We start from the raw sequence: 12,138 nt of genomic DNA, 5'->3' as shown, positions 1-12,138 counted from the left end.
GCCCCGCCTCATCCACCCAATCCCGCGTCACCAACCGCAACACCCCACCCTGCGGCATCGCCTGGATCGCGTTGATCAACAGATTGATCACCACCTGCTGCAACTCCTGCCGGTTGCACCCCGCGCGCCGCGCCGCCTGCAGATCCCGCTCCACGCGAATGTGCGTCTGCGCCAACAGATGCCCCACCAGCACCAGACAGTCCTCCATCGTCCGGTTGATGTCCAGCGTCTCCACATACCCCGCGTACTCCGTCGGCCGCGCGTACTGCAACAACTGCGTCACGATGATGCGCATGCGCTCCACCTGCTCGTCCAGCAACTTCAGCTCCGACGCCACCGGCCGGCTCGCCGCCCCCAGCGTCTCGCGCATCAGATCCAGATTGCCCTGCATCACCGCAATCGGGTTGTTGATCTCGTGCGCAATGCTCGCCGTCAACTGACCGATCGCCGCCAGCTTCTCGCTCTTCACCAACTGCTGCTGCGCCACCTGCAACGACGCATTGCTCGCCTCCAGCTCCGCCGTGCGCTCCGCCACCTTGTGGTCCAGCTCCTCGCCCCAGCGCTGCAAGGCTGCCGTCTTGTCGTCGATCACGTCCAGCAACTCGTCCAGATGGCCCGCCAGCGCCCCCAGCTCGTCGCGCGCCGAAATCTCGCCCACGCGCGCGCCCGACTGGCCTTCCTCCACCAGCTGCATCGTGCGGTTCATGCGCTGCACCGGCTGGAAAATGCTGCGCGCCCAGCGCAGCGAGAACCAGGCCGAGAGCGCCATCACACCCAGGAAGATCAGGCCCATCACCCCCAGCATCGCGTAGCGCACCAGCCGGAACGGCGCCTCCAGGTAACCCACATACAGCATGCCGATGCGCTGGTCGTGCGCGTCCAGCAAGGGCTCGTAGGCCGACACGTACCAGTCGTTCACCACGAAGGCGCGGTCCAGCCAGGTCAGGCCCTGGCCGAGCACCGCGTCGCGCACCGTTTGCGACACCCGCGTGCCGATCGCGCGCTGGTCCTGGAACAGGCGCACGTTGGTGGTGATGCGCACGTCGTCCATGAACAGCGTGGCCGTGCCCTGGCTGCCGAAGGGCAGCGAGCCCTCGGGGTACACGATGCGGTTGATGTGGTCGATGAAGTCGAGGTTCTGGTTCAGCAGCAGGCCGCCGGCCAGCAGCGCGATGGTCTGGCCCGCCGCGTCGCGCACCGGATGGGTCGAAAGCATCACCATGGCGCGGTGTTCGGTCTCGCGCGTGGCGGGTGCGGCGTTGCGCGTGGCCACCAGCGGAATGCGCAGGCGCGGTGAAAGGTGCGGCGCCAGCGCTTCCAGGGCTTCGGGCTCCAGCACGAGCAGCCTGGCGCGCGCGATCGCGCGGCTGTTCTCGTTCATCGAACCACCGAGCGCCGGGGGCATGAGCGGAATCGGCGCGTTCGCGTCCGCCTGACTCAGGCCCGCGGGCACGGCGCGCGCCAGGGGCTGGCCTTGCGGCGTGTACAGCAGCAGGAAGTCCAGCCCCAGCCGCTCGCGGGCCAGGGCGAGTTGCTCGTTGACGGCGTCGCGCCGGTCCGTCGGGGTCGCGGGCCGCAGGGCGGTGTAGAGCGCCTGTGAGCCCGCCACGCCCAGCGTGCCCGAGCCGACCTCGCTGAGCACCTGATCGAAATACCCATGCGCCACCGCCAGGTCGCTGCGCACCTTCGTGATCAACAGGCGGTCGTAGGCGACGTTGCCCCACAGCGCCAGCGCGAGCACCAGCATCGGAAACGCCAGCAGCAACGGCAGCAGCGCCATCGCCAGCAGCTTGTTGCGGACCGAACCGGCCAGCCAGCGGGGGGCGCGCCAGACCGTCATGCGCGGGGCGTCGGTGTCATGTCGTGCCCCATTCGGCGACGCGGCGCTCCAGCGTGCGGCGCGAGACACCGAGCAACTGCGCCGCGCGCGTCTTGTCGCCTTGCACCGAATCGAGCACCGAGAGGATGTGCATCTTCTCCAACGTGTGCAGGTCGGTGGGCAGGGCGCTGCTGGTCTCGGGGCGGCGCGCCACGCCGGGGTACAGCGCCGACACATTGAGGTTGCCCAGGATCAGCGACCGCTCCAGCAGGTTGCGCAGCTCGCGCACGTTGCCGGGCCAGTCGTACTGGCGCAGGAAGTCCATCTCGTGCTCGCTGATGGCCAGTGGCTCCACGCCGAGCGAGGGCGCCAACTGGGCGATGAAGTGCGCCACCAGTTCGGCGATGTCCTCCTTGTGCTCGCGCAGCGGCGGCAGCGCGAGGTCCACGACCTGCAGGCGGAAGTAGAGGTCCTTGCGGAAGCGGCCGGCCGCCACCTCTTCGCTGAGCTGGCGGTTGGTGGCGGCGACGATGCGCAGGTTCAGCGGCACCAGCTGTTCGCTGCCCACCGGGCGGATGTTGAGGTCTTCGATCGCGCGCAGCAGCGTGGCCTGGATGGACAGCGGCAGTTCGGCGATCTCGTCGAGGAACAGCGTGCCGCCCTGGGCGTAATGGAAAAGGCCGTCGCGCGCGCGCGTGGCGCCGCTGAACGCGCCCTTGGCGTGGCCGAACAATTCGCTCTCGATCAGCTCGGGCGAGACCGCCGCGCAGTTGACCGGCACGAAGGGCCCGCCCGCGCGGCTGCTGAGCGCGTGCAGCTCCCGCGCCACCAGCTCCTTGCCGGTGCCCGACTCGCCCTGCAGCAGCACGGTGCTGTTGACCGGGGCCACGCGCGCGATGGATTCGCGCAGCTGCTGCATGGCGCTCGAGCCACCGACCAGCGCGGCGCGCCCGGGGGCGCTGGTGACGACCGCGCGGCGCAGCACGAAGTTCTCGCGCCGCAGGCGCGAGCGCTCGTAGCAGTGCTTCACCGCGTTGAGGATCTGCGGCACGCGAAACGGCTTGAGGATGAAGTCCGAGGCGCCCGCGCGCAGCGCTTCGATGGCGGTGTCCAGGTCGGCGAAGGCGGTGATCAGGATCACCTCGCCGGTGAAGCCCTGCTCACGCAGCTCCTTGAGCCAGACCACGCCGCTCTTGCCGGGCAGGGAGATGTCGAGGATCACCAGGTCCACGTGGTGGCCGCGCAGCCACTGCGCGCCGTCCTCGGCGCTGGAGGCGCTCATCACGAAGTGGCAACGCGGTGCCAGCGTCTTGACGAGGAAGTTGAGCATGCCCTGCTCGTCGTCGACGATCAGGATCGACCAGTCGGGCCAACCCTCCAGGGTTCTTTCGGGCGAAGGGGGGAGAAAGGGGGTGTCCACCCCGAAGGATTCTACGGAGTAAGCCTACGAAATCACTGGGGTATTGGCGCATTTCCGACCCCTTGCGCGGGACGGCGCGTGCGACAACTTGTCGCACCCGGGGATGACAGTTTGGCGCGGGACGCCGCAACTGAATGGCTTTGTCTCATGGGTTATCCCTAGGCCGTCGAGCGGGGTGCCGCGCGTTGCCTGGGTGGCCGTTGCCGCGCGGCGGATGCCGATGCGGTGGCACGGTTCTGGCTATGAATTCGGAAGCGCGACCGCATGTTGCGCTGCGGCATTCAAGGATGAGAACCACTCTCATTTCAGAGGGGCACTGCCCTTATGAGTGGCTTGCATAGGTGGTGGGGGACGGTTAGATTCCACGTATGCAAAAGGCCCGCATGTTGTGTTGGTGGGCCCGACATCCACAGGAGACAGGCATGAACAAGTCCCCACGATCCACGCCCGAAGAAGGCCGTCCGAACCTGAACCGCCGCACCCTGTTCGCAGGCGCGTCCACCGTGGGTGCGCTGGCCGCTGCGGCCACCTTGCTGCCCCGTGTGGCGCCGGAAGACGCGGCGGCCGTGGTCGAGCCCAAGCCGGCGCCGACCAAGGGCGGGGGGTACTCGCTGAGCGACCACGTCAAGCAGTACTACCAGACCACCCGCATCTGAGCGAACAGGAGCTCCCCATGTTGCTGACCAAAAAATCCGGCCCGGGTGCGCACGCCTCGGGCGCGACGTCTTCCGCTTTTGTCCACCGCCTGCAGCGCGGCCTGTCCTCGGCCCTGCCCACCATGGACCGCCGCGCCTTCCTGCGCCGCTCGGGACTGGGTGTGGGCGTCGGCCTGGCCGCGAGCCAGCTCACGCTGGTGAAGAAGGCCGAGGCCGCTTCGGGCAAGTCGTCCATCGACGGCACCGGCAAGATCGAAGTCAAGCGCACCGTCTGCACGCACTGCTCGGTGGGCTGCGCGACCGACGCGATCGTGGAGAACGGCGTCTGGGTGCGCCAGGAGCCGGTGTTCGATTCCCCCATCAACCTCGGTGCGCACTGCGCCAAGGGCGCCTCGCTGCGCGAGCACGGCCACGGCGAGTACCGCCTGCGCTACCCGATGAAGCTGGTGAACGGCAAGTACCAACGCATCAGCTGGGACACCGCGCTCAATGAGATCACCGCGAAGATGAAGGAACTGCGCGAGGCCAGCGGGCCCGACTCGGTGTACTTCATCGGTTCCTCCAAGCACAGCAACGAACAGGCGTACCTGATGCGCAAGTTCGTGAGCTTCTGGGGCACCAACAACTGCGACCACCAGGCGCGCATCTGCCACTCCACCACGGTGGCCGGCGTCGCGAACACCTGGGGTTATGGCGCCATGACCAACTCGTACAACGACATGCAGAACAGCAAGTGCGCGTTGTACATCGGCTCCAACGCCGCCGAGGCGCACCCGGTCTCCATGCTGCACATGCTGCACGCCAAGGAAACCGGCTGCAAGATGATCGTGGTGGACCCGCGCTTCACCCGCACCGCGGCCAAGGCCGACGAGTACGTGCGCATCCGCTCCGGCACCGACATCCCCTTCCTCTTCGGCCTGCTGCACCACATCTTCAAGAACGGCTGGGAAGACAAGCAGTACATCAACGACCGCGTCTACGGCATGGAAGCCGTCAAGGCCGACGTGATGGCCAAGTGGACCCCGGCGGCCGTGGAAGAGGCCTGCGGCGTCAAGGAAGAACAGATGTTCAAGGTGGCCAAGATGCTGGCCGAAGCCAAGCCGGCCACCATCGTCTGGTGCATGGGCCAGACGCAGCACACCATCGGCAACGCCATGGTGCGCGCCTCGTGCATCCTGCAGCTGGCGCTGGGCAACGTGGGCAAGAGCGGCGGCGGTACCAACATCTTCCGCGGCCACGACAACGTGCAGGGTGCCACCGACGTCGGCCCCAACCCCGATTCGCTGCCCGGCTACTACGGCCTGGCCGCCGGCTCGTGGAAGCACTTCGCCAACACCTGGGGCGTGGACTACGAGTGGATCAAGAAGCAGTACGCCGAAGGCACGATGGAGAAGCCCGGCATCACGGTCTCGCGCTGGATCGACGGTGTGCTGGAGAACAACGAACTGATCGATCAGGGCCCCAACCTGCGCGGCGTGTTCTATTGGGGCCATGCGCCCAACTCGCAGACCCGCGGTCTGGAGATGAAGCGCGCGATGGACAAGCTGGACCTGCTGGTGGTGGTGGACCCGTACCCCTCGGCCACCGCGTCGATGGCGGCCATGCCCGGCAAGCCCGAAGACCTCAACCCGAATCGCGCGGTGTACCTGCTGCCGGCGGCGACGCAGTTCGAGACCAGCGGTTCCTGCACCGCGTCCAACCGCTCGCTGCAGTGGCGCGAGAAGGTCATCGACCCGCTGTGGGAGAGCCGCAGCGACCACATGATCATGCACCAGTTCGCTGAGAAACTCGGCTTCGCCACCGAGCTCAGCAAGAACTACAAGATGCAGAAGATCAAGGGCCTGGACGAACCCATGCCCGAGGACATCCTGCGCGAGATCAACAAGTCGGTCTGGACCATCGGCTACACCGGCCAGAGCCCCGAGCGCCTCAAGGCCCACATGCGCAACATGAACGCCTTCGACGTGAAGACGCTCAAGGCCAAGGGCAAGGTGATCGACAAGGAAACCGGCTACGACATGACCGGCGACTACTTCGGTCTGCCCTGGCCCTGCTACGGCACGCCGCAGATCAAGCACCCCGGCTCGCCCAACCTGTACGACACCTCCAAGCACGTGATGGACGGCGGCGGCAACTTCCGCGCCAACTTCGGTGTGGAGCGCGAAGGCAAGTCCCTGCTGGCTGAGGACGGTTCCTACTCGGTCGGTTCGGAGATCACCACCGGCTACCCCGAGTTCGACCACGTGCTGCTCAAGAAACTGGGCTGGTGGGCCGACCTCAGCGAGTCCGAGCAGAAGGCCGCCGAAGGCAAGAACTGGAAGACCGACCCGACCGGGGCCATCATCCGTGTGGCCATGGCCCACGGCTGCCACCCGTTCGGCAACGCCAAGGCGCGTGCCGTGGTGTGGAACTTCCCCGACGCCGTGCCGCAGCACCGCGAGCCGATCTACGGCACGCGCCCCGACCTGGTGGCCAAGTACCCTAGCCACGACGACCAGAAAACCCGCTGGCGCCTGCCCATTCTCTACAAGTCGCTCCAGCAGAAGAACGTGGACGACAAGATGCACGAGAAATTCCCGCTCATCATGACCTCGGGCCGGCTGGTCGAGTACGAGGGTGGCGGCGAGGAAACGCGGTCCAACCCCTGGCTGGCCGAACTCCAGCAGGAGATGTTCGTCGAGATCAACCCGAAGGCGGCGGCCGAGCGCGGTGTGCGCAACGGCGAGCGCGTGTGGGTGAACACGCCGACCGGTGCGCGCCTGAACGTGCAGGCGCTGGTGACCGAGCGCGTCGGGCCCGACACGGTGTGGCTGCCGTTCCACTTCTCGGGCCGCTGGCAGGGCGTGGACATGAAGCCCTACTACCCCGACGGTGCCTTCCCCGTGGTGCGCGGCGAGGCCGTCAACACCGGCACGACCTATGGCTACGACATCGTCACGATGATGCAGGAAACCAAGACCACGATCTGCAACGTCGAGAAGGCATGAGGAGAACAAGATGGCACGAATGAAATTCATCTGTGACGCCGAGCGCTGCATCGAATGCAACGGCTGCGTCACCGCCTGCAAGAACGAGCACGAGGTGCCCTGGGGCGTGAACCGCCGCCGCGTGGTCACGCTCAACGACGGCATTCCCGGCGAGAAGTCGATCTCGGTGGCCTGCATGCACTGCAGCGACGCGCCCTGCATGGCGGTCTGCCCGGTCAACTGCTTCTACCGCACCGACGAAGGCGTGGTGTTGCACGACAAGGACGTTTGCATCGGCTGCGGCTACTGCTCGTACGCCTGCCCGTTCGGCGCGCCGCAGTTCCCTTCGCAGGGCACCTTCGGCGTGCGCGGCAAGATGGACAAGTGCACCTTCTGCGCCGGCGGCCCCGAGGCCCACGGCAGCCAGAGCGAGTTCGAGAAGTACGGCCGCAACCGCCTGGCCGAAGGCAAGCTGCCGGCCTGCGCCGAGATGTGCTCGACCAAGGCCCTGCTCGCCGGTGACGGCGACGTGGTGGCCGACATCTTCCGCAACCGCGTGCTGCAACGCGGCAAGGGCGCCGAAGTCTGGGGCTGGGGCACCGCCTACGGCACCGCACAGGGGACCAAGTCATGATGCGCCGTTTCACCCTCACCACCGCGGTGGCCGCCGCCTTGCTCGCGCTCACCGCCTGCGGCGAGAAACCGCAGGAAATGAACGCGGCCGGCGTCAAGCAGGACAGTGCACCCTACCAGGGCGTGGGCAGCAGCCAGTACGCCAACACCGACTGGAAGGCCGGCGACAAGACCAGCTGGGAACAGCAGCTCAAGACGCGCGCGCAGTACGGCCAGAACGACTACACCCGCATGGGCGGCAACAAACCCTGAGGCCGCCACCATGCACAGCCTCCTGACCCAAGGCCTGCGCCACCTGGCGCTGCCCAAGCTGTGGTGCGTGGCCCTGCTGGCGCTGAGCGCGGCCTGGGCCAATGCCCAGACGCTCAAGGTGGACCCGCCGCAGGAAGACCCGGCGCCCGCCGGCGCCGCCGCACCCGCCGGCGGCCAGATGGGCGGCATCAAGGGCGCGAACATCTTCGAGATCGCGCCCGACGCGAACAAGGACCCGAAGTACCCGGAGCAGACCAACGCCGAACGCGGCAAGGTGCAGCCCGGCAACAACGCGCCGATGTGGCGCGACGTGGGCAAGGGTGTAACCGGCTATTCCAGCCTGCCGTACCCGGAAGCCGGCAACCTGATCCAGCCGTTCGTGAACTACCCCGGCGCGCGCCTGACCAACGCGGGCGAAGCCTGGCGGCAGGTGCGCAACCAGTGGATCATTCCCTATGGCGGTTCGGTGCTGCTGATCGTCGCGGTGGCGATCGCGCTGTTCTACTTTGCCAAGGGGGCGATTCCCGTGCACGGCCAGCCCACCGGGCGCGTGATCGAGCGCTTCACCTACTTCGAGCGCGCGGCGCACTGGGTCAACGCCATCGCCTTCGTGGCGCTGGCAGTCTCCGGCATCATCATGGCCTTCGGCAAGTTCTTCCTGTTGCCGATCATCGGCAGCACGCTGTTCGGCTGGCTGACCTACGCGCTCAAGAACCTGCACAACTTCGCCGGGCCGCTGTTCGCGGTGTCGCTGGTGGTGGTGATCCTCACCTTCGTCAAGGACAACCTGCCGGCCAAGGAAGACATCACCTGGCTGCTCAAGGGCGGTGGCCTGTTCAGCGGCCAGGAAGTGCCTTCGCACCGCTTCAACGCGGGTGAGAAGGTGGTGTTCTGGGCCGGTGTGTTCTTCTTCGGCCTGATCGTGGTCGGTTCGGGCCTGTTCCTGGACAAGCTGCTGCCCTCGGTGGACTACACGCGCGGCAACATGCAGGTCGCGCACATGATCCACGCCAGCGCGGCGGTGCTGATGATGGCGCTGTTCATGGGCCACATCTACCTCGGCACCATCGGCATGAAGGGCGCCTACAAGGCCATGAAGACCGGCTACGTGGACGAGACCTGGGCCAAGGAACACCACGAGCTCTGGTACGACGACATCAAGGCCGGCAAGATCCCTGCGCAGCGCACGGCGGGCCCGGTGGACGCGGCCAGCGCGGCCGAGGCCTCGCGCGCCGTCAAGGCCTGAACCCCAAGAGACAACGAGGACATCTCCATGAAACGCAGCCTCCTGTGCCTGACCCTGCTGCTGGCCGCCACGGCCCACGCCAAGCTGCCGGCGCCCCCGCCGCCGACGGAAGAAGCCAAGGCCAAGGCCGCCGAAGCGGCGGCCAAGACGGCCTGGGCCGCCAAGGTCGACGGCTACAAGCTGTGCGCCTACATGGACAAGGCCGCCGCCAACTACTTCAAGACCGCCGCAGCCACCGGCAAGAGCGTGCCACCTGCGACGGCCAACGCGCCCGCGTGCACCGACCCCGGGCCGTTCGCCTACGTGGCGCCCAAACCGGCCGAGGCCGCCGGGGCCCACTCGCCGCCGGAAACCGCCAAGGCACCGCCCAGCTCGAACGCGCCTGCGGCGGCGACCACGCCCGCCAAGAAATAAGCCTTCCCACCGCCTTGTCATGGGCCGCACCTCCGGGTGGCGGCCCTTTTCATGCGGTAGTCTTCGCCCATGCCCCTGCTGCCCCAACTGACCCAGGCGCGCGCGCCGCTCACCCGTGACGTCGAGGTCATGAACGAGCAGGGTGCGCGCGAGATCATCGCCATTCCCGCCGAGCGCGACCTCACCGTCTACGTGGACAAGCGCGAGCTCGTCACACTCATGACGCTGGGCGCGCAGCCCGAGTGGCTGGTGCTGGGCTACCTGCTCAACCAGCGCCTCATCGCCTCGGTGGACGAGATCGAGTCCATCACCGTGGACTGGGACGTGAACGCCGCCTCGGTCAAGACCCGGCACGGCATCGACCGCATCGAGGAGCGCACGTCCAAGCGCGTGGTCACCACGGGTTGCGGCCAGGGCAGCGTGTTCGGCAACCTCATGGACGAGATCGACAGCATCCGCCTGCCCGACGAGGCCAGGCTGACGCAGTCACAGCTCTACGCCATCGTCAACGCGATCCGGCTCAAGGAGAGCACCTACAAGTCGGCCGGTTCGGTGCACGCCTGCGCGCTGTTTTACGGGCAGGAGCTGCAGCTGTTCGTGGAAGACGTGGGCCGCCACAACGCGGTGGATACCATCGCCGGCTGGATGGCGCTGCAATCGGATGCACCCACCGGCGAGAAGATCTTCTACACGACCGGCCGCCTCACCAGCGAGATGGTGATCAAGTCGGCGCAGATGGGCGTGGCGGTGGTGGTCTCGCGCAGCGGCATTACGCAGATGGGGCTGGACGTGGCCTTGCGCGTGGGCCTGTGCGCCATCGGCCGTGCCACCAACCAGCGCTTCCTGTGCTACGCCAACCCCCAGCGCCTGGTGCTGGACGCGGTGCCGCCGGTGACGCCGCGCTCACAGCCGGTGTCTCACTAGGGTTCGGGCCGGCGCCACAGCCAGATCAGCACGCCGGCCATGCTGCCGGTGGCCGTGACCATGGCCCAGGTGGGGGCGCCGGTGAGGGGCATGATGGCTGCGCACAGCGTCATCATGAGCGTGGCGCTGCGCTTGGCGCGCCGGCTCACCTGGCCGCCCTGTTGCCAGTCGCGCAGCATGGGGCCGAAGAGGCGGTGGGCCATCAGCCAGGCGTGCAGGCGCGGCGAGCTGCGCGCCGCCGCCCAGGCGGCCAGCAGGATGAACACGGTGGTGGGCATGCCCGGCACGACCACACCGATCAGACCGAGCAACAGGCACAACAGGGCGAGGGCGGCGAGCAACCAGCGGGTGAGGCCCCGCGTGGGGGCAGGAGGTGTCGTGGGCATGGGAATCGGTTGTCAGCGCAGGATGCGCAGGGCCACCGGGCCGTCGCGGTTGCCGATGAGGTTGAGCACGTTGCCCAGGGCGTCGCGCCGCTCGGGGGCGGCGCGCGCGCTGCCCTGGAAGCGCAGTTGTCCGCCGATGAAGGCGCCTTCGCCCTGGAGTTGCAGCACGCCCTGCGTGGTGGAGAGCGCGAGCGCGGTGGTGCCGTCCTGGCCGCCTTGCAGGGCCATGCGGTAGCTGCCCAGCGGGCGCACGGTGGAGATGCGGGACGAGACCGAGTCCGCCTCGATCAGCAGCTCGCCCTTGAGCTGCCAGCCCTGCGCGCTCTGGTGCAGTTGCAAGTGCTGCGCGCGCAACGCCAGATCGCCTTCGAAGCCCAGGGTGTTCCAGGGCGTGCCGAGCCCACGCAGCAGGCCGGCCGGGCCGTGCCAGTCGAGCGAGGCGGCGCTCAGGACCACCGCGCCGCCCGCATCACGCGTGGCGACCAGGTGCAAGGGCTGTCGCAGGCCGGCCTCGTTGTGAAGCGTGATTCTGAGGGCTCCCCACCCAGGGCGCAGGCGCCACGCCAGGCGCCCGGGCAGGGTGGTGGCATCGCGGCTGCCGGCACCGCCCTGGAGCCGAAGCTCCGCGGAGCCGTCCCAGAGCGTGCCCCGGGTGTTGACGAGGACGATGCGCTCACCGCCGGCGCGCTCGATGAAGCCGGTCGCCCAGGCCGCTGGAAAGCGCAGCACCAGCGCCGCCAGCAGGCCCAGCAGGGCGCACCCGAAGGCCCAGCGCCAGGGTGGGTTCATGCCGACGCGGCCACCACGGCGCAGTGCCGTTCCACATGGGCCAGGGCGCGCGCGAAGGCGGCGTCGGCACCGGCGGCGGCGCGGGCCTCTTCGTTCGCCGGCAGCACCAGCTCGTCGAATTGCTCGACGAAGCTGCGCCAGTGCGCGGCACGGCCGTCGGGGTGGGGCGCCAGGTGGCGCGCGCCGTGTTCACCGCTCAGGCCCAGGCTGGCCACGCGCTTGAGCAGGAAGGCCGCGCCGAGGTTGGAGCCTTCCACCGTGTAGAGCCAGCCCAGTGCGGTGGCCGTGTCGGTGTGGCTGCCGGCGGGGAACACCGGGGCTTCCAGCGGTTCGGGCAGCGCAATGCCAAGGTCGCGCAGGTCCTGCTCGACCAGCGCCAGGCGGCTGCGCTGCGCGAGCAGCGGCAGGTGGTGGTTCAGCACCGGGTCGTCGTAGAGCGCCTGCACGTCGCGGTGCAGCAGGTACTGGGTGAGCACGAAGCGCGCGTAGTGGTCGCGGCTGGCGAAGGGGTTGAAGGCCATGATGCGCCGGTCCAGCACCTCGTGGGTGCTGCGGGTGGCTTCCTTCAGGCGCTGGCGGCGGCTGTCTGTGGTGTGTGCGTTCGTGGTCATGGTGTGGCGATCGATGTCATGG

Annotated in this window: 12 protein-coding genes; 7 read left to right on the top strand and 5 right to left on the bottom strand. The window is 68.1% G+C overall.

Features of this window, described 5'->3' with window-relative positions; genetic code table 11:
* Both AC07ZS_RS18445 and AC07ZS_RS18440 read right to left on the bottom strand, forming a co-directional pair.
* Positions 1 to 1,840: sensor histidine kinase (locus AC07ZS_RS18445; RefSeq protein ID WP_494799982.1), on the bottom strand; the 1,840-nt coding region annotated here is incomplete at its 3' end.
* Between the two features lie 16 nt (positions 1,841 to 1,856).
* The gene (locus tag AC07ZS_RS18440) at positions 1,857 to 3,239 is read right to left on the bottom strand and encodes a sigma-54-dependent transcriptional regulator (protein ID WP_494799981.1); all 1,383 of its coding nucleotides are present in this window, start codon (positions 3,237 to 3,239) and stop codon (positions 1,857 to 1,859) included.
* Positions 3,240 to 3,661: 422 nt separating this feature from the next.
* Here AC07ZS_RS18440 and AC07ZS_RS18435 point away from each other — a divergent pair, with 422 nt between their 5' ends.
* From AC07ZS_RS18435 to AC07ZS_RS18405, 7 genes are all read left to right on the top strand, one after another.
* On the top strand, positions 3,662 to 3,895 hold the full coding sequence (locus AC07ZS_RS18435) for a formate dehydrogenase (protein WP_494799980.1): 234 nt from the start codon (positions 3,662 to 3,664) through the stop codon (positions 3,893 to 3,895).
* A 17-nt stretch (positions 3,896 to 3,912) separates the two neighbouring features.
* The gene (locus AC07ZS_RS18430) at positions 3,913 to 6,882 is read left to right on the top strand and encodes a formate dehydrogenase subunit alpha (RefSeq protein ID WP_494799979.1); all 2,970 of its coding nucleotides are present in this window, start codon (positions 3,913 to 3,915) and stop codon (positions 6,880 to 6,882) included.
* A 10-nt stretch (positions 6,883 to 6,892) separates the two neighbouring features.
* Entirely contained in the window at positions 6,893 to 7,495 is a 603-nt protein-coding gene (gene fdh3B, locus AC07ZS_RS18425) for a formate dehydrogenase FDH3 subunit beta (protein ID WP_291115509.1), read from the top strand.
* The gene (locus tag AC07ZS_RS18420) at positions 7,492 to 7,746 is read left to right on the top strand and encodes a hypothetical protein (protein WP_494799978.1); all 255 of its coding nucleotides are present in this window, start codon (positions 7,492 to 7,494) and stop codon (positions 7,744 to 7,746) included. The genes fdh3B and AC07ZS_RS18420 overlap by 4 nt, the downstream gene beginning before the upstream one ends.
* Before the next feature lie 10 nt (positions 7,747 to 7,756).
* Entirely contained in the window at positions 7,757 to 8,992 is a 1,236-nt protein-coding gene (locus AC07ZS_RS18415; protein WP_494799977.1) for a formate dehydrogenase subunit gamma, read from the top strand.
* Positions 8,993 to 9,019: 27 nt separating this feature from the next.
* On the top strand, positions 9,020 to 9,406 hold the full coding sequence (locus AC07ZS_RS18410; RefSeq protein ID WP_494799976.1) for a hypothetical protein: 387 nt from the start codon (positions 9,020 to 9,022) through the stop codon (positions 9,404 to 9,406).
* Between the two features lie 69 nt (positions 9,407 to 9,475).
* Positions 9,476 to 10,330, top strand: a complete 855-nt coding sequence (locus tag AC07ZS_RS18405; RefSeq protein WP_494799975.1) for a formate dehydrogenase accessory sulfurtransferase FdhD — start codon at positions 9,476 to 9,478, stop codon at positions 10,328 to 10,330.
* On the opposite strand, the gene AC07ZS_RS18400 is transcribed toward AC07ZS_RS18405, so the two are convergent.
* The 3 genes from AC07ZS_RS18400 to AC07ZS_RS18390 are packed head-to-tail and all read right to left on the bottom strand — an operon-like array spanning position 10,327 to position 12,116.
* Positions 10,327 to 10,716, bottom strand: coding sequence for a YbaN family protein (locus AC07ZS_RS18400; protein WP_494799974.1), 390 nt, complete (start codon positions 10,714 to 10,716; stop codon positions 10,327 to 10,329). The two genes, AC07ZS_RS18405 and AC07ZS_RS18400, sit on opposite strands and share 4 nt — an antisense overlap.
* 12 nt (positions 10,717 to 10,728) lie before the next feature.
* Positions 10,729 to 11,505 carry a type II secretion system protein N gene (gene gspN, locus AC07ZS_RS18395; RefSeq protein ID WP_494799973.1) on the bottom strand — a complete coding sequence of 259 codons (777 nt, stop codon included), beginning with the start codon at positions 11,503 to 11,505 and terminating at the stop codon, positions 10,729 to 10,731.
* Positions 11,502 to 12,116, bottom strand: a complete 615-nt coding sequence (locus AC07ZS_RS18390; protein ID WP_494799972.1) for a biliverdin-producing heme oxygenase — start codon at positions 12,114 to 12,116, stop codon at positions 11,502 to 11,504. Before AC07ZS_RS18390 ends, gspN begins: the two co-directional genes overlap by 4 nt.
* Positions 12,117 to 12,138: the final 22 nt, after the last annotated feature.

Source organism: Hydrogenophaga sp. GW456-12-10-14-TSB4 (genome assembly GCF_059424305.1).
Note: the sequence above shows the minus strand (reverse complement) of the source record. Positions and strands in the feature narration are given on the sequence as shown.